Genomic DNA, 18,315 nt, shown 5'->3' on the forward strand with positions numbered 1-18,315 from the left:
AGCACTCTGGCGCGGCAACGAAAAAAGGATCCCGAAGGATCCTTTTTTCTTTTAGCTGGCGGAGCGGACGGGACTCGAACCCGCGACCCCCGGCGTGACAGGCCGGTATTCTAACCAACTGAACTACCGCTCCGTTTAATCTGATCGGCACTTCGTTTCGACATCTGACTGAATCCTTGGTGGGCGCTGAGAGGCTCGAACTCCCGACCTAATCCGTGTAAGGGATCCGCTCTACCAACTGAGCTAAGCGCCCGTGACTCTTTCAGAGGTTTTCTGTCTGACGCTTGTCATTGCGTCCGAAGAGGCCCGAATTATAGAGGCTGCAATTCGGGGTGTGCAAGGGTTTTTCGAAAAAAATTCCAGGGGCGGCGAATCGATCTTTTTACCGGGGCGCGATTTTGTGTAAAGATCATGTTTGCCCCTGCCTGGAGAGCCCGCCCATGACCGGTCCCCACCCACTGCTGCACCGCCTGTTCGACGCCGCGATGAAGGCGGCCGATCCCTATCACCTGGTCGCGGCCCACTTGCCTCCGCCTCCCAAGGGCCGCACCGTGGTGCTGGGTGCCGGCAAGGCGGCGGCGCGCATGGCCGAGGCGGTCGAGCATCACTGGCAGGGCCCGCTCGAAGGCCTGGTGGTCACGCGCTACGGCCATGGCGCGCCGACCCGCCACGTCGAGGTGATCGAAGCCGGCCACCCGGTGCCCGATGCGGCCGGCGAGGACGCGGCGCGGCGCATGCTGGCGCTGGCGGACAGCCTGGGGCCGGAGGACCTGGTGCTGTGCCTGGTCTCCGGCGGCGGCTCGGCGCTGATGTCGTTGCCGGCGCCCGGCATCGGCTTCGCCGAAAAGCGCGCGCTGAACGAGGCGCTGCTGCGCTGCGGCGCGCCGATCGGCGAGATGAATTGCGTGCGGCGCCACCTCTCGAGCATCAAGGGCGGGCGACTGGCGCTGGCCTGCCATCCAGCGCGCGTGGTGACCCTGGTGGTGTCGGACGTGCCTGGCGACGATCCGGCCGTGGTTGCATCCGGGCCAACCGTGCCCGACAGCAGCAGCGGCGACGCGGCGCTGGCCATCCTCAACAAATACGGCATTCCCGTGTCGAGCGCGGTGCGGGCCGTGCTGGCCAATCCGGAGGCCACGCCGCGCGCGGACGACCCGCGGCTGGCGCGCAACGAAACGCATGTCATCGTCACCGCCCAGCAGGCGCTCGATGCGGCGGCCGAGGCGGCGCGCGCGGCCGGCTACATGCCCCTGATCCTGTCCTCGAGCATGGAAGGCGAGGCGCGCGACGTCGCGCTGGTACACGCCAGCATCGCGCGCCAGGTCGTCGCGCATGGCCAGCCCTTGCGCGCGCCCTGCGTGATCCTGTCCGGCGGCGAAACCAGCGTGACCGTGCGCGGCCGCGGGCGGGGTGGGCGCAATGCCGAATTTCTCCTGGGGCTGGCCGTGGCGCTGGACGGCCTGCCCGGCGTGCATGCGCTGGCAGCGGACACCGACGGCATCGACGGTACCGAGGACAATGCCGGCGCCTGGCTGGCGCCCGGCACGCTGGCGCTGGCGCGCTCGAAAGGCATCGATGCGCGCGTGCGCCTGCTCGACAACGACGGCTACGGCTTCTTCGGCGCGCTCGGCCAGCTGGTGGTCACCGGCCCGACCCGCACCAATGTCAACGACCTGCGCGCCATCGTCATCGAGACCGATGTGTTGTAACGGAGTTGAAAAAAGCTCAACTTGGCGTGAATTGCTTGCTTTGGCGCACATCCATCACTGACAATACCGCCTTTATCAAGTCGGCAAGCTTAAGACATCGCCAAGATGCGCGGCCGAAGGCGGGACATATCCGCTTGCGCCCCTGAACAGGGCGTCGATTAGAAGAGAACGGGGACATCGGTTCTTTTATCAATCGTTAGGAAAACACTCCATGATTAAGATGTCCAAGATGCACAAGCGCGTGCTCGGCGCCCACGGCGCAGCACTGGCCCTGGCTACCGCAGCCATGCCGGTCCAGGCCCAGACCAACCAGGCTCCCGAGCTGCAGACCGTCACCGTGACGGCGCAGCGCCGCACTGAAAACATCCGCGAAGTCCCGGTGTCCGTCACCGCGCTCAAGGGCGAAAAGCTCGACGTGCTGGTGTCCGGCGGCGAAGACATCCGCCTGCTGGCCGGCAAGGTGCCGAGCCTGAACGTCGAATCCTCGAACGGCCGCACCTTCCCGCGCTTCTACATCCGCGGCTACGGCAATACCGACTTCAATACCTTCGCCTCGCAGCCGGTCTCGCTGATCTATGACGACGTGGTGCAGGAAAACCCGATCCTCAAAGGCTTCCCGATCTTCGACCTGGCCAGCGTCGAAGTGCTGCGCGGCCCGCAAGGCACCCTGTTCGGCCGCAACACCCCGGCCGGCGTGGTCAAGTTCGAATCCGAGCGTCCGAAGCTGGGCAAGGTCGAAGGCTATTACAACCTGTCGGCCGCGACCCACTACACGATGAACGCCGACGGCGCCGTGAACGTGCCGCTGTCGGACAAGTGGGCGCTGCGCGTGTCGGCCACCGGCCAGCACCGCGACGACCACATCGACAATTTCGGCGACGTGGCGATGACCCAGAAGCGTGGCCAGCTCGACGGCTACAACGAGAACGCCCAGCGCGTCCAGGTGCTGTACAGCCCGGACACCAGCTTCAACGCCTTGTTCAACGCCCACCAGCGCAACACCAAGGGCAGCGCCCGCCTGTTCCGCGCGAACCTGATGCAAAAGGGCAGCAACAAGATCGCCCCGGGCTATGACCTCGACAAGATCGTCACCAATGCCGAGAACTTCCAGCGCCTGAACAGCAATGGCGCCAACCTGCGCCTGTCCTGGGACCTGGACCACTTCCGCGTGTTCTCGATCACCGGCTACGAGCACGTCAGCGATTACTTCAGCCGCGGCGACATCGACGGCGGCACCCCGGGCGGCCCGGGCTTCATCCCGTTCCAGGTGCAGACCGGCGGCTATATTAGCGACCTCGACCAGTGGAGCCAGGAATTCCGTGTCGAATCGAAGAACACCGGCCCGCTGAACTGGCAGGCAGGCGTCTACTTCTTCGACGAAGATGCCACCGGCGGCAGCGACAACTTCAACGATGCCGGCGCGCGCACCTCGCGCCTGGTCAGCAACCAGACCAACGAAGCCTGGGCTGCGTTCGCTTCGCTGAACTACACGATCAACCCGGCCTGGACGGTGCGTGGCGGCGTGCGCTACACCCGCGACGAGAAGCAGTTCCGCACCATCACCGCGCAGAATGTCGTTCAGATCGGACCGGGCTCGGTCGCGACCGACCAGGACAAGATCAACTGGGACCTGTCGGCCACCTACAAGCTGACCGACGACGTCAACATGTACGGCCGCGTCGCCACCGGCTTCCGCGCGCCGAGTATCGCAGCCGCCTCGGCCGCCGTGCCGATCACCGTCGCCGATTCGGAAACCATCACCTCGGTGGAACTGGGCGTGAAGGCGGATCTGTTCGAGCGCCGTGCACGCACCTCGTTCTCGATCTACGACTACACCGTCAAGGACCAGCAGCTGACCGTGGTCGGCGGCAATTCGAACGTCAACCGCCTGATCAATGCCGACAAGACCAAGGGCAAGGGCGCCGAGTTCGACTTCGAAGCGGCTGTCACCACCGCCCTGCGCGTGAGCGCCGGCGCGAGCTACAACTACACGCAGATCCGCGACGCCAGCCTGTCGGTGAACCGCTGCGCGCAGTGCACGGTGACCGACCCGATCAATGCGGCCGGTCGCGTCGTGATCGACGGCAATGCCTTGCCGCAGGCGCCGCGCTGGACCCTGAACGCGACGGCCCGCTACGGCATCCCGTTCCGCGACGGCGAGCTGTACTTCTTCACCGACTGGTCCTACCGCAGCAAGATCAACTTCTTCCTGTACGAGTCGACCGAGTTCACCGGTGCGCCGCTGACCGAGGGCGGTCTGCGCCTGGGTTACATCTTTGGCGGCGGCAAGTATGAAGTGGCAGCCTTTGGCCGCAACGTGCTCGACCAGCGCCGCGTGACCGGCGGGATCGACTTCAACAACCTGACCGGCTTCACGAACGAGCCGCGCCAGTGGGGCATGCAGTTCAAGGGTAACTTCTGATCGCCTGCTAGTCGCTCCGGCGTAGTAACCAGGAAGGCCGCGCATTGCGTGGCCTTTTTCTTTAAGCAACACCTTTTCTGGAGCATCAACACAACTGTGGCATACGTTATTCGGCTCTTTTAACGTTTCATCGAAGAAAAATGTTTCTTATGTTTTAGATCGGTCGAGTGTTGTTATTACGCTGAAATTGTATCGAATTGTCACGCACTGTCTCTTTCTTTCGCGATACGCTGCTTTTCGCCGCACTCAGACGGCACCGGATACGCCGCAAGGCACCGGTTACACAACGACACAGGCGAGGTCCATTTCGCTTGACGGAAAACTATACAAAAAGGAAGAAACATGAAGCAATCGCATTCGATTCATCCTGCAATGTTGAAGATGTGTGCCGCAGTTTCGCTCGCTCTCGCCGCCTCCGTGGCCGGTGCTGCCGAGCAGAAGTTCATCCTGGAGACAGACCGTATCATCGTGAAGTACAAGGACTCGGTGCCTGACAGCAAGGGCCAGGCCAAGAAGGCCGCCCTCGGCGCCGACCGCAAGGCCAAGCTCGACCGCGCCGGCCAGCAGTACGGCATGCTGGTCAGCGAGAGCCACGCCATCTCGACCGGCGCCCACGTGTTCAAGCTCAACGGCAAGAAAGCACTGAAGGAAGTGGAACAGCTGGCTGCCGAAATGATGGCCCGCGATCCTGCCATCGAGTACGCCGAGCCGGACCGCATCATGACCCACATGGCGACGGCGAACGACCCGCTGTACGCCCAGCAGTGGCACTACACCGACACCACCGGCGGCCTGCGCCTGCCGACCGCCTGGGACAAGTCCACCGGCACCGGTGTGATCGTGGCCGTGATCGATACCGGCTCGCGTCCGCACGCCGACCTGAGCGGCCAGCAGCTGGCCGGCTATGACTTCATCAGCACCGCTGCCATCGGCAACGACGGCAACGGCCGCGACAGCGATCCAACCGATCCGGGCGACTGGGTCGCAGCAGGCGAGTGCGGCACCGGTTCCCCGGCCTCCGGCTCGAGCTGGCACGGCACCCACGTGGCCGGCACCGTTGCCGCCAAGACCAACAACAGCCTGGGCGTCGCCGGCGTGGCCTACAACGCCAAGCTCGTGCCGGTGCGCGTGCTGGGCAAGTGCGGCGGCTACACCTCCGACATCGCCGACGCGATCACCTGGTCGTCGGGCGGTACCGTGACCGGTGTCCCGGCCAATGCCAACCGCGCCAAGGTGCTGAACCTGTCGCTCGGCGGCGGCGGCGCCTGCGACGCCACCACCCAGACCGCCATCAATGGCGCCCGCTCGCGCGGTTCGATCGTGGTGGTCGCGGCTGGTAACGACAACATGAACGTCAGCAACGCCAGCCCGGCGAACTGCTCCGGCGTCATCGCCGTGGCGGCAACCGGCAAGACCGGCGGCCGTGCGTCGTACTCGAACTACGGCACCCTGGTCGACGTCGCAGCCCCAGGCGGCGACGGCAGCTTCAGCGTCATCTCGACCCTGAACGCCGGCACCAGCACCCCGGGCGCCGACAACTACGCAGGCTACCAGGGCACCTCGATGGCGACCCCGCACGTGGCCGGCGTGGCGGCGCTGATGTTCGCTGCCAAGTCGACCCTGACCCCGGACGACGTCGAAAGCATGCTCAAGTCGAGCTCGCGCGCCTTCCCGGCAACCTGCTCGGGCTGCGGCACCGGCATCGTGGACGCGACCGCGGCCGTGAATGCCGCGCTGGGCACGACCCCGACGCCAGGTCCGACCATCACGGAAGTCGAGTCGAACAACACGACCGGCACCGCGAGCATGATCACGACCTCGGGCACCACCGTGAACGGCACCATGGCGACCACGACCGACACCGACTACTTCCGTGTCGACCTGCCGGCCGGCAAGACGCTGAGCTCGGTCCTGACCCCGGGCACCAGCACCGCCGACTACGACCTGTTCGTGTACAACAGCGCAGGCACGCTGCTGGGCAAGAGCGAGAACGGCGCCGGCGCAGTGGACAGCTACAGCTCGGCCAACACCGGCACCACCACCGCTACCCGCTACGTCCGCGTGGTGTACTACAGCGGCGGCACCGGCTCGACCAGCGGCAAGTACACCCTGAAAATGACCTGGTAACTGGTTCGATCAGGAAGAAGCGGCGCGGCTCCCCTGCGCGGCCTTCAACCGGGAACGCGCGGCTTGCCGCGCGTTCTTTTTTTGCCCCTGAGTTGATTGCCCCTGCTTCTCTGCGTATTGCGTAAATTCCACATTCAACGGATACTGTATGCAATTACAGTAGTGTTCCGCCCTGGGGCGGCCTCGTCTCCGTGAACGCCCCGCTCCGTAAAATCATCCACTGCGATTGCGACTGCTTCTATGCCTCGGTCGAGATGCGCGACGATCCCTCGCTGCGCGGGCGTCCGCTCGCGGTGGGCGGGCGTTCCGACCAGCGCGGCGTGATCGCCACCTGCAACTACGAGGCGCGCCGCTTCGGCATCCATTCGGCCATGGCCACGGCCCAGGCCATGAAGCTGTGCCCGCAGCTGGTGGTGATTCCGCCGGCGATGGAAAAATACCGGATCGCCTCGCGCCAGATCATGGACATCTACCGCGACTACACCGAGGTCGTGGAACCGCTCTCGCTCGACGAAGCCTACCTGGACGTGAGCAACGCGACCCACTGCAAGGGCAGCGCCACCCTGATCGCCCAGGAAATCCGGCAGCGCATTTTCGAGACCGTCGGCATCACCGCCTCGGCCGGCGTGGCGCCGAACAAGTTCGTGGCCAAGATCGCCAGCGACTGGAACAAGCCCGACGGCCTGTTCCTGGTGCGCCCGGAAGAGGTGGACGCCTTTGTCGCGGCGCTGCCCGTGAAGAAGCTGTATGGCGTGGGCAAGGTCACGGCCGACAAGATGCACCGGCTGGGCCTGCAGACCTGCGCCGACATGCGCGGCTGGAGCGTGGAGCGGCTGCAGGAGCATTTCGGCAGCTTCGGCGCCCGGCTGTACGACCTGTGCCGCGGTATCGACGTGCGCGAAGTGAACACTTCGCGTGAGCGAAAGTCGATCAGCACCGAGGAAACCTATACGCCCGACGTGCCCGACCTGGCTGCCTGCCTGAAGCTGCTGCCGGAATTGCACGAGCACCTGCTGGGCCGCATCAAGCGCAACAATGCCGAAAAATTCATCAACAAGCTGTTCGTGAAGATCAAGTTTTCGGACTTCCAGCAGACCACGGTCGAGTGTGTTGGCTATGCGCCACATATCCCGACCTATACGCGGCTGATGGAAACCGGCTGGGCCCGCGCCAGCCGACCGGTGCGCTTGCTGGGCGTCGGCGTGCGCCTGGGCGACACCGAGACGGTGGAGCAATTGCGCCTGTTCGATGACGCCGCCCCGGACGCCGTCGCCAGCATTGTTGATGACTCGTCAACTGAATAATTTTTCGTACTCGCTGCCTGCAAGGGCAGCGTAGAATGTCGTTCCCTTGAAATACTGAAACATTGGATAAAGCGTATGTGGTTCAAGAATCTCCAGATTTATCGCCTGCCCGCCCCATGGGCATTCACCCCAGAAAAAATGGAAGAAGCGCTCCAGTCGCAGGCGTTCTCTCCTGCGAGCAGCAACGAATTGCTGCGCCAGGGCTGGGATTCGCCGCGCGCCAACGGCAAGCTGGTCCACGTCGTCAACAAGCAGATGCTGATGATGCTCGGAACCGAGAAGAAGCTGCTGCCGTCGTCGGTCATCAACCAGGTCGCCAAGGCCAAGGCCGCCGAGATGGAAGAGCAGCAGGGCTTCCCGCCGGGTAAGAAGGCCATGAAGGAACTGAAGGAGCGCGTCGCCGACGAGCTGCTGCCGCGCGCCTTCTCGATCCGCAGCAATGTCTGGGTCTGGATCGACCCGGTCAACGGCTGGCTGGTGGTCGATGCCGCCAGCCCCTCGAAGGCGGACGACGTGATCAAGCTGCTGCTCAAGGCGGTCGACCGCATGCCGCTCGAGTCGCTGCGCGTGCAGCGCTCGCCGGTGGCCGTGATGACCGGCTGGCTGGAAGCGGACGAAGCCCCGTACGGCTTCACGATCGACCAGGACACCGAACTGCGCGCCACCGGCGAGAGCCGCGCTGCCGTGCGCTACGTGAAGCACACGCTGGAACCGGACGACATCCGCCGCCACATCGCCGCCGGCAAGCAGTGCACCCGCCTGGCCATGACCTGGACCGACCGCATCAGTTTCGTGCTGACCGAATCGATGGCGATCAAGGGCATCAAGCCGCTGGACGTGATCAAGGAAGGCGAAGCCGTCACCTATAGCGACGATGAGCGTTTCGATAACGACATCATGCTGATGACGGGCGAGCTGGCCAAACTGATGGCCGATGTGGTGGAAGCGCTGGGCGGCGAAGCGAAGGCCTGAACGTCCATTGGTGCCATTGCGGTAAGAATGGCGCTAACGATCACCGCGTGGGCAGGATCTGCCCACCCTACGATTCGTCGGCAACTCGTAGGGTGGGCAAGTTTCTTGCCCACGCGTTCAAACCAAGCGTGCACTCACGCACCGCTGCACCTGCGCTACAACTGCTGAAACACCCCCGCCGCCCGATTCTTGGTCACGTTATCCCACGGGAAAACCTGCCCATTCATCGCGACATACACGCCGGCCGGCAAGGTTTGCGCCACGCCGCAAGCCAGCCCCAGGTTGAATAGCGCATCCGAATTCGCAATTTCGTAGGGAATCATGGCCCCGGTCAGCACGATGGTCTGCCCAAGCCCGGCCGCGCCGAGCACCGCGGCGGTTTCGCGCATGGTGTCGGTGCCGTGGATGATGACGATGGCCTTTTCTGGCGCCGACTGGCAGGCAGCCAGCACGCGCTGGCGGTCCGGGTCCTGCATGTCGAGCGAGTCGAGCAGCGGCAGCACGTCGAGCGCAACCGGAATCGTCATGCGCGAGCGGGCAATCACCGCCGGCAAGTGGCTGTCGGAGAAGCCGAGCACGCCATCGAGTTCGTTATAGTGTTTGTCGAAAGTGCCGCCGGTGGCGATGATGCGCAAGGTCATGTTGATTTGTCCACGTGCTGAAAAAAGGTGCGTAATGATAGCCGCAAACCGTAGTGTATCTGTATGTGACTGCGCTAGAATCGGTCGGATCGGTTGAGTAGACTGATCGTCCTTTTTCTCATTTCCAGTTGATTCCATGAAAGCCGTCGCACCGGGCACCGTCATCTTCCACCGCCATCGCGGTTATGGCGTGATCACCCACGTCAACCTGCTGACGGGCTGGATTTCGGCGCGTTTCGGCAGCGAAGCGCGCGCCCTCGACCTGAACCTGTCGAGCGACGAAGTGCAGCACGCCGACGGCGAGCCGATCCTGTTCCGCCGCGCCCCGCCGGACCGCATGCCGCACGCGCGCCTGATGGAAGTGGTGCGCGCGCTGCACAAGGCCGGCTACCAGAAACTCTATTTGTATTCCTGGCCCAAGCCCTCCGGACTGCACTGGCGCTGGCATCTGTTTACCGGCCCGCGCAACTGGATGCAGCGCACCTGGCGCGAAGGCTGGTATGGCTCGGGCGCGGAATACAACAACAATCCGGTGATGGGCTGGGGCGATTTGCCGGGTGCGACGACTGACGAACTGATCCATGCGCTGGCCAAGTTCGACCCGCAGGGCCTGGCGCAGGCGCTGGGCCGCGACGAAGACCACACGGCCTGGTTCGCGCAGGTGTGCGATGCCCTGCTGCCGGGGTACATGTACAGCCTGAATATGGAGCGGCCGGCGGGCGGTGGACTGATCGAGGCGCCGCTGGTGCCGGTGGTGCCGGTCAGGGCGGGCTTGCAGCCCTATGCCGGGCCGGCGATCGGCTGGCCGCCGGGCTGGGCCGGCTTGTGGACGGGCAGGCATGTGATGCCGGAGCCCAAGCTTAACCTGACGGGCGAGCCGGAACTGCGCCAGGACTCGCCGCGCCCGGCCTAGCGCTTCCCGAGCGCTTCCGGATTCAGGATATTGTCCGGCTGCCCCTGCGCAAACCGCACGACGTTCTCGAAGGCCGTCTGGAAGTAAATCTCGTAACTGTCCTGCTCGACATACCCGAGGTGCGGCGTGGCCAGCACCGTCGGAATGCGCAGCAGCGGCGAATCGCCCCGCAGCGGCTCGCTGGCAAACACGTCCAGCGCCGCGCTGCCCGGCCGGCCCGAACGCAAGCCCTGCTCCAGCGCGCCTTCCTCGACCAGTTCCGCCCGGCTCGTGTTGACGAACAGCGCGTCCGGCTTCATGCGCGCCAGGTCTTCCGGCTTGACGATCCCGCGGGTGGCGTCGGAGAGACGCAAATGCAGGGTCAACACGTCCGCCTGCGCAAACAGGGCCTCGCGCGACGCCGCCGCCTCGTAGCCGTCGGTCACGGCCGCCTGCCGGCTGGCCTCGCTCCCCCAGACCAGCACCCGCATCCCGAAGGCCCGCGCATAGCCGGCCACCAGTTGCCCGATCTTGCCGTAACCCCAGATCGCCAGCGTCCGACCGCGCAGCGAACGGCCCAGGCCGTTGAGCACCGGGTTGGTCGAGGCGGTCTGCCACAGGCCATCCTTGAGGTTGTTCGCATAGGGCACGATCTTGCGGCTGGCCGCCATGATCAGCGCCCAGGTCAGTTCGGACGGCGCCACCGGCGAGCCGATGCCTTCCGCGATCGCAATGCCGTGTTCGGTGGCGGCGGCGACGTCGATATGTCCGCTGACCTTGCCGGTTTGCGAGATCAGTTTCAGGTTCGGCAGCCGCGCCAGCAGGGCGGCAGGGAAGGCGGTGCGCTCGCGGATCAGCACCAGCGCGTCGTAGGGCGCCAGGCGGATGGCCAGCTGGCCCAGCCCGCGGCCGGGGTGGGTGAACACTTTTACCTCATGTCCGTCGAGCAGGTGGAAGCACGACAGACCCCGCACCGAGTCCTGGTAATCGTCGAGAACAGCTATTCGCATGAGTGTTTCTTCCGTTTAATGTTTATCGCGTAGCGAAATAACAGGTTCTAAAAAGATGCCGAATAGCCTACTACATTACTCGGTCATTATCGGCTACTTTTTTGTAGTAGCTGAGCGCGAATCGCGGTTTTAGGGGTGTACAATCGGCCAATTAATTGAGGGTTTGACACGCTTGTGTCGGCCCAGCAGCACAGTTCCCGGCGTCCCTTAGCGGACGTCGACACGACCGCCGTAAACGCCGCGCTCCGCTGGAGCGATATGCCACCAGGGCACGGCCAGACAGGCGCACCGCGTGTGCCGGGACAGACAGGATTCTTAATTGGCATTGGAGGTATCTATGAACCAGCCCGTGATGGGCGGCGTCGCCGCTTTGAACGTTCCAGCTTACATCAAGCACCAGCAGCTTATCAATTGGGTGGCCGATATTGCCGCCCTGACCAAGCCTGACAGCATCTACTGGTGCGATGGTTCCGAAGAAGAGTACGACCGCCTGTGCGCACAGATGGTCGAGGCCGGCACCATGAAGAAGCTGAATCCGGCAAAGCGCCCGAACTCCTATCTGGCCTGGTCCGACCCGTCGGACGTCGCCCGTGTCGAAGACCGCACCTATATCTGCGCCGAAACGAAAGAGCAGGCCGGCCCGACCAACAACTGGATGGACCCGGCCGAGATGCGCCGCACCCTGAACGGCCTGTTCGACGGCTGCATGGCCGGCCGCACCCTGTACGTGGTGCCGTTCTCGATGGGCCCGCTGGGTTCGCCAATCGCCCACATCGGCGTCGAGCTGTCCGACTCGCCTTATGTCGCCGTCAACATGCGCATCATGACGCGCATGGGCCGTGCCGTGTACGACGTGCTGGGTCTTGACGGCGAATTCGTGCCCTGCGTGCACAGCGTCGGCATGCCGCTGTCGGCCGGCCAGCAGGACGTGCCATGGCCATGCAATTCCACCAAATACATCGTCCACTATCCGGAAACCCGCGAGATCTGGTCCTTCGGTTCGGGCTACGGCGGCAATGCGCTGCTGGGCAAGAAGTGCTTCGCACTGCGGATCGCCTCGAACATGGGCTACCAGGAAGCGCAGGCAGGCGGCACCGGCTGGCTGGCCGAGCACATGCTGATCCTGGGCGTGGAGTCGCCAAAAGGCGACAAGAAATACGTCGCCGCCGCCTTCCCTTCGGCCTGCGGCAAGACCAATTTCGCCATGCTGATCCCCCCTACCGCATTCGACGGCTGGAAGGTCACCACCATCGGCGACGACATCGCCTGGATCAAGCCGGGCCCGGATGGCCAGCTGTATGCGATCAACCCGGAAGCCGGCTATTTCGGCGTGGCCCCCGGCACCAACGACAAGACCAACCCGAACTGCATGGCTTCGCTGCGCGAGAACGTCATCTTCACCAACGTGGCGCTGACCGACGATGGCGACGTGTGGTGGGAAGGCATGACCAAGCAAGCGCCCGATCACCTGATCGACTGGCAGGGCAAGGACTGGACCCCGGCGTCGGGCACCAAGGCCGCCCACCCGAACGCGCGCTTCACCGTCGCCGCCACCCAGAACCCGGTGATCGACCAGGCCTGGGACGACCCGGCCGGCGTGCCGATCTCGGCCTTCATCTTCGGCGGCCGCCGCTCGACCACCGTGCCGCTGGTGACCGAAGCGAACAACTGGGTCGAAGGCGTCTACATGGCCGCGACCATGGGCTCGGAAACCACCGCCGCCGCTGCCGGCCAGATGGGCGTCGTGCGCCGCGACCCGTTCGCGATGCTGCCTTTCATCGGCTACAACATGAGCGACTACTTCCAGCACTGGCTCGACCTCGGAAAGAAAGTGCAGGCCAAGGGCGCCGCGCCGAAGATCTTCTGCGTCAACTGGTTCCGCACCGGTGAAGACGGCAGCTTCGTGTGGCCGGGCTACGGCGACAACATGCGCGTGCTGAAGTGGATCCTCGACCGTGCCGACGACAGCGTCCCGGCCGGCAACGCCCACCTGTTCGGCCGCTCGCCATCGTACGGCGACCTGAACTGGAGCGGCATCGACTTTACCGAGCAGCAGTTCGAGCAGATCACTTCGATCGACAAGGACGCCTGGCGCGAAGAACTGAAGCTGCACAGCGAGCTGTTCGACAAGCTCGCCTACCGCCTGCCGCAGGAACTGGTGGAGACCAAGGCCAAGCTGGAAAAGCAGCTGGCACACTAAGCCCGGGACAGGGTCGGTCAAGTAAAACAGGGACGGCGCCACGGGCGCCGTCCCTGTTTTCATTGGAGCTGTTCAATCATTCCTGCAGTCGTTTTCTCGCACTCAAACTGGCGCTCTTTGATGACGGTCGGGTTTAGGCTAGCCGCTCCATGTCCACTCAAGGAGGACCCATCATGAACCCGACCATGAAGCGAATCATCGCGGCGTCGATTGCCGCGCTGTTGACGGGAACGACCGCGGCTGCACTTGCCCAGGTCGGGCCGGCACGGGAAGCCGCCACCCCGGGCACCGAGCGCCACAAGAAGGAATTGCGCAAGGCGACCGAGCACGTCAACAAGGCCGTCGAAGTCGTACAGCAGATGCAGGCCACGCCCGAGATGCGCGCGCTGCTGCAGCGCTCGAAAGGCGTGTTCGTCGTGCCCGATTACGGCGGCGCGGCGCTCGGCATCGGCGCACGCGGCGGCGCAGGCGTGCTGCTGGTGCGCAGCGGCGATACCTGGAGCAGCCCGGCCTTCTACAACATGGGCGGCATCAGCGCCGGCCTGCAGGCGGGCGTCGAAGCCGGCGCCATCGCCTTCGTGCTCAACGACGAGAAGGCGCTCAACAGCTTCATGCAGAACAACAAGTTCTCGCTCGGCGCCGACGCCGGCCTGACGGTGGCCGACTGGTCCAGGCGCGGCGAAGGCTCGGCCGGCTGGGGTAACGTCACCGCCTGGGCCGATACCGAAGGCCTGTTCGGCGGCGTGGCCCTGAATGTCAGCGATATCGACTACGACGAAGACGAGACCTCTGCCTATTACCGGCGCCAGGTAGCCGCACGCGAGGTCTTGTCCGGGAAGATCCGCAATCCGCAGGCCGATACCTTGCGCCAGGCGCTGGCCAACCTCTCCAGCGGCAGCGCCGCGTCGAGCATGGGGGCCAGCGGGGCGAAGGGCACGACCGGGTCTGGCAAGGACGTGAAGACCGAGTCGGAGCGGGAGCGCAGCCGGTAGGACAGGCAAAAAAGAGGGGCAGTGCCTGGCGGCGCTGCCCCTGTTTTCATTACAACCACTTCCCGGTTTCAGAGATAACCGCTAGTTTCAAGCGATATCGGCAGCCTTCACCTTCAACAAGGGCTTCAGATACTTGCCGGTTGCGCTGCCCTTGTTCTTCGCCACATCCTCCGGCGTACCGCTTGCCACGATCAGGCCACCGCCGGCGCCGCCTTCCGGCCCCAAATCAACCACCCAGTCCGCCGTCTTGATGACGTCCAGGTTGTGCTCGATGATGGCGAGCGTGTTGCCCTGGTCGCGCAGGCGGTGGATCACCTTGAGCAGCAAATCGATGTCGGCAAAGTGCAAACCGGTGGTCGGTTCGTCCAGGATGTACAGGGTACGCCCGGTATCGCGCTTGGACAGTTCCAGCGACAGCTTGACGCGCTGCGCCTCGCCGCCCGACAGCGTGGTCGCGCTCTGGCCCAGCTTGATGTAGCCGAGGCCCACATCGAGCAGGGTCTGCAGCTTGCGCGCGATCACCGGCACCGGCTTGAAGAACTCGTGCGCGTCTTCCACCGTCATGTCCAGCACTTCGGTGATGCTCTTGCCCTTGTAGTGCACCTCGAGCGTCTCGCGGTTGTAGCGCTTGCCGTGGCAGACGTCGCAAGGCACGTACACGTCCGGCAGGAAGTGCATCTCGACCTTGATCACGCCATCGCCCTGGCAGGCTTCGCAGCGGCCGCCCTTGACGTTGAACGAGAAGCGGCCCGCCGAATAGCCGCGTTCCTTGGCGGTCGGCACGGTCGCGAACAAGTCGCGGATCGGCGTGAACAGGCCGGTGTAGGTCGCCGGGTTCGAACGCGGGGTGCGGCCGATCGGCGCCTGGTCGACCGAGATCACCTTGTCGAAGTGCTCCAGGCCATGGATCGCTTCGTGCTCGGCCGGTTCAAGCTGCGAACCGTACAGGTGGCGCGACAGCGCCGGATAGAGCGTGTCGTTGATCAGGGTCGATTTGCCCGAACCCGAGACGCCGGTGATGCAGGTCATCAGGCCGACCGGCAGCGTGAGCGAGACGTTCTTCAGGTTGTTGCCCTTGGCGCCGGTGATGACGAGCTGGCGCGCCGGATCCGACTTGGTGCGCTTCTTCGGCACTTCGATGCGGCGGCGGCCATCGAGGTACTGGGCGGTGACCGAGTGCTCGTTCTTCATGATCTCTTCTAACGTGCCCTCGGCGATGATCTGGCCGCCGTGCACGCCCGCGCCCGGACCCATGTCGACGATGTAGTCGGCGGTGCGGATCGCGTCTTCGTCGTGCTCCACCACCAGCACGCTGTTGCCGATGTCGCGCAGGTGCTTCAGGGTGCCGATCAGGCGGTCGTTGTCGCGCTGGTGCAGGCCGATCGAGGGCTCATCCAGCACGTACATCACGCCGGTCAGGCCCGAGCCGATCTGCGAGGCCAGGCGGATGCGCTGGGCTTCGCCGCCGGACAGGGTATCGGCACTGCGGTCGAGCGACAGGTAATCGAGGCCGACGTTGTTCAGGAATTTCAGGCGCGCGATGATTTCCTTGATCACCCGCTCGGCGATTTCCTTCTTGGCGCCGACCAGTTCGAGCGTCTCGAAGAAGGCCAGCGTATCGCGCAAGGGCTTGTCCGACACTTCATAGATCGCGCGCTGCTGCGCGCCCTGGCCGATCTTCACGTAGCGCGCCTCGGTGCGCAGGCGCGCGCCTTCGCAAGACGGGCATTTCTTCTCGTTGATGAACTTGGCCAGTTCTTCCTTGACCGCCATCGAATCGGTCTCGCGGTAGCGCCGCTGCAGGTTGTTGACCACGCCCTCGAAGGTATGCTCGCGGATCACGGTGCGGCCACGCTCGTTGACATAGCTGAACGGGATCGAGGTCTTGCCCGAGCCGAACAGCACTGCATCCTGCGCGGTCGAGGGCAGGGTGTCGAAGGGCTTGTCGAGGTCGAAATCGTAGTGCGACGCCAGGTTCTGCAGCATCTGGTAATAGAACTGGTTGCGGCGGTCCCAGCCCTTGACGGCGCCGGAGGCCAGCGACAGGTGCGGGAAGGCCACGATCCGCTTCGGATCGAAGAACTCGATATGGCCCAGGCCATCGCATTCCTGGCAGGCGCCCATCGGGTTATTGAAGGAGAACAGGCGCGGTTCCAGCTCCTGCAGCGAATAGCCGCAGACATTGCAGGCGAACTTGTTCGAGAACACGGTTTCAATCCCGCTATCCATCTCGTAGGCCACGGCGCGGCCGTCGGCCAGGCGCAGCGCGGTCTCGAAGCTCTCGGCCAGGCGCTGCTTGATATCGGCATTGACTTTCACGCGGTCGATGACGACGTCGATGGTGTGCTTCTCGGTCTTCTTGAGCTTGGGCAGCTCGTCCATTTCGTAGATCTTGGCGGGGTTGACGCCGCTGGCCACGCGGAAGCGCACGAAGCCCTGGGCCTGCATGGCCTGGAACAGGTCGGTGTGCTCGCCCTTGCGGTTGGCAACGGTGGGCGCCAGGATCATCAGCTTGGTGCCTTCCGGCATTGCCAGCACGGCATCGACCATCTGCGAGACGGTCTGGGCCGCGAGCGGCTCCTGCGGGTGCTGCGGGCAGTAAGGCGTACCCACACGCGCGTACAGCAGGCGCAGGTAGTCGTGGATCTCGGTGACGGTGCCGACAGTAGAACGCGGATTGTGCGAGGTCGCCTTCTGCTCGATCGAGATCGCCGGCGACAGGCCTTCGATCAGGTCGACGTCCGGCTTTTCCATCAGCTGCAGGAACTGGCGCGCGTAGGCCGACAGCGACTCGACATAGCGGCGCTGGCCTTCGGCGTACAAGGTATCGAAAGCAAGCGAGGACTTGCCCGAACCGGACAGGCCGGTAATGACGATCAGCTTGTTACGCGGAAGGTTGAGATTGATGTTCTTCAGGTTGTGCGTGCGTGCACCGCGGATACGAATTTCTTCCATTAGGTTTGTGGAGGCTTTCAATAAGTTTGCGGGGCCGGCACACGAGTCAGTGTCGCGGTGAGCGGGCCAATCAGGGGAACCCATTATTGTAGCGCGTTTTTCGAAGTGCTGTACATGCATCCAGCACTTTTGTGCCGCCAGGACACGTTTCTGCTGTCAGCCTGGCAAGCAACATGCCCCTGCCAACGCGGCGAGTGACGTATGTGGGCCGTTTACCCTGCCGTTCAATGACAAAGCGTTCAGAAACCACAAATTTTTAACAGAGCCCGGGTCAACACCGGGATATCGGCAAGTTTTGGGGCGGAAGAAGCGCAATCGTGCGCTTGCAGGGGCGCAAAAAATCTACTTTTTTTCTCTGCCTTCCGGCCCCATAATAGTTGGCTGTAACACCTCGTTCCCTGACGCTTAGAAGTGCGCAGAGTCAGGGCTCTATAAAATTGATTGGAGTAACACCATGGCATCAGTTAACAAGGTCATCATCGTCGGCAACCTCGGCCGCGACCCGGAAATCCGCTACATGCCAAGTGGCGACGCGATCGCCAACATCGCAGTGGCAACCTCGTACAAGTCGAAAGACAAGAACACCGGCGAGCAAAAAGAACTGACCGAATGGCACCGCATTTCCTTCTTCGGCCGCCTGGCTGAAATCGTCGGCCAGTACCTGAAAAAGGGCTCGTCGGTCTACGTCGAAGGCCGCCTGCAGACCCGCAAGTACACCGACAAGGACGGCATCGAGCGCTACGCAACCGACATCATCGCCGAGAACATGCAAATGCTGGGCGGTCGCCAGGGCATGGGCGGCGACAACATGGGCGGTGGCATGGATGACGGTGGCGGCTACGAGCCGCAACAGCAGCAGCGTCCTGCGCCACGCCAGGCCCCTCCGGCGCCGGCCGCACGTCCGCAGCCGAAACCGGCGCCGAACTTCTCGGACATGGACGACGACATCCCGTTCTAAGGCTGAGAGAACGACAGCGTCGATCAAGCGGAGCCCGTCATCGGGCTCCGTTTTTTTTTGAGCGGCGCACCAGGGCTTTGCCAGAGCGCTGCCGGCTTGCCTTTCCCTATCGTCAATCCAGCGCAGCGCCGCG

The 18,315-nt window shown here is 64.0% G+C and carries 12 protein-coding genes and 2 tRNA genes; 9 read left to right on the forward strand and 5 right to left on the reverse strand.

Annotated elements, in window-relative coordinates:
* Positions 1-56: 56 nt before the first annotated feature.
* Together AC3XQU_RS20385 and AC3XQU_RS20390 are read right to left on the reverse strand one after the other, a co-directional pair.
* A tRNA-Asp gene (locus tag AC3XQU_RS20385) sits at positions 57-133 on the reverse strand.
* Positions 134-177: 44 nt separating this feature from the next.
* Positions 178-253, reverse strand: a tRNA-Val gene (locus AC3XQU_RS20390).
* A gap of 187 nt (positions 254-440) precedes the next feature.
* Here AC3XQU_RS20390 and AC3XQU_RS20395 point away from each other — a divergent pair.
* The 5 genes from AC3XQU_RS20395 to AC3XQU_RS20415 all read left to right on the forward strand — a co-directional run bounded on the left by AC3XQU_RS20395 (position 441) and on the right by AC3XQU_RS20415 (position 8,534).
* The gene (locus AC3XQU_RS20395) at positions 441-1,709 is read left to right on the forward strand and encodes a glycerate kinase type-2 family protein (RefSeq protein ID WP_489875991.1); all 1,269 of its coding nucleotides are present in this window, start codon (positions 441-443) and stop codon (positions 1,707-1,709) included.
* A 211-nt stretch (positions 1,710-1,920) separates the two neighbouring features.
* The gene (locus AC3XQU_RS20400) at positions 1,921-4,131 is read left to right on the forward strand and encodes a TonB-dependent receptor (protein WP_489875992.1); all 2,211 of its coding nucleotides are present in this window, start codon (positions 1,921-1,923) and stop codon (positions 4,129-4,131) included.
* A gap of 342 nt (positions 4,132-4,473) precedes the next feature.
* Entirely contained in the window at positions 4,474-6,258 is a 1,785-nt protein-coding gene (locus AC3XQU_RS20405) for a S8 family peptidase (RefSeq protein ID WP_489875993.1), read from the forward strand.
* A gap of 191 nt (positions 6,259-6,449) precedes the next feature.
* Positions 6,450-7,562 (forward strand): DNA polymerase IV, encoded by a 1,113-nt coding sequence (gene dinB / locus AC3XQU_RS20410; protein ID WP_489875994.1) that lies wholly within the window; start codon positions 6,450-6,452, stop codon positions 7,560-7,562.
* Positions 7,563-7,637: 75 nt separating this feature from the next.
* Complete coding sequence (locus tag AC3XQU_RS20415) at positions 7,638-8,534, forward strand: recombination-associated protein RdgC (RefSeq protein ID WP_489875995.1); 897 nt, start codon at positions 7,638-7,640, stop codon at positions 8,532-8,534.
* 155 nt (positions 8,535-8,689) lie between these two features.
* Here AC3XQU_RS20415 and AC3XQU_RS20420 read toward each other — a convergent pair whose 3' ends face one another.
* Positions 8,690-9,175, reverse strand: coding sequence for an asparaginase domain-containing protein (locus AC3XQU_RS20420; protein ID WP_489875996.1), 486 nt, complete (start codon positions 9,173-9,175; stop codon positions 8,690-8,692).
* Between the two features lie 136 nt (positions 9,176-9,311).
* On the opposite strand from AC3XQU_RS20420, the gene AC3XQU_RS20425 reads away from it, so the two are divergent.
* Positions 9,312-10,088, forward strand: coding sequence for an L-asparaginase (locus tag AC3XQU_RS20425; RefSeq protein WP_489875997.1), 777 nt, complete (start codon positions 9,312-9,314; stop codon positions 10,086-10,088).
* Here the strand turns inward: AC3XQU_RS20425 and AC3XQU_RS20430 are convergent.
* Positions 10,085-11,077, reverse strand: a complete 993-nt coding sequence (locus AC3XQU_RS20430) for a D-2-hydroxyacid dehydrogenase family protein (protein WP_489875998.1) — start codon at positions 11,075-11,077, stop codon at positions 10,085-10,087. The genes AC3XQU_RS20425 and AC3XQU_RS20430 overlap by 4 nt on opposite strands.
* A 337-nt stretch (positions 11,078-11,414) precedes the next feature.
* On the opposite strand from AC3XQU_RS20430, the gene AC3XQU_RS20435 reads away from it, so the two are divergent.
* Both AC3XQU_RS20435 and AC3XQU_RS20440 read left to right on the forward strand, forming a co-directional pair.
* On the forward strand, positions 11,415-13,277 hold the full coding sequence (locus AC3XQU_RS20435; protein WP_489875999.1) for a phosphoenolpyruvate carboxykinase (GTP): 1,863 nt from the start codon (positions 11,415-11,417) through the stop codon (positions 13,275-13,277).
* Positions 13,278-13,450: 173 nt separating this feature from the next.
* A complete protein-coding gene (locus AC3XQU_RS20440) occupies positions 13,451-14,269 on the forward strand; it encodes a lipid-binding SYLF domain-containing protein (protein WP_489876000.1) in 819 nt (272 codons plus the stop codon).
* Positions 14,270-14,356: 87 nt separating this feature from the next.
* Here AC3XQU_RS20440 and uvrA read toward each other — a convergent pair whose 3' ends face one another.
* The gene (gene uvrA, locus AC3XQU_RS20445) at positions 14,357-17,224 is read right to left on the reverse strand and encodes an excinuclease ABC subunit UvrA (RefSeq protein ID WP_489876001.1); all 2,868 of its coding nucleotides are present in this window, start codon (positions 17,222-17,224) and stop codon (positions 14,357-14,359) included.
* A 454-nt stretch (positions 17,225-17,678) separates the two neighbouring features.
* Between uvrA and ssb the strand changes: the two genes are divergently transcribed.
* Positions 17,679-18,182 carry a single-stranded DNA-binding protein gene (ssb, locus tag AC3XQU_RS20450; RefSeq protein ID WP_489876002.1) on the forward strand — a complete coding sequence of 168 codons (504 nt, stop codon included), beginning with the start codon at positions 17,679-17,681 and terminating at the stop codon, positions 18,180-18,182.
* Positions 18,183-18,315: the final 133 nt, after the last annotated feature.

This window comes from Telluria sp. AZSoR62, assembly GCF_058111565.1.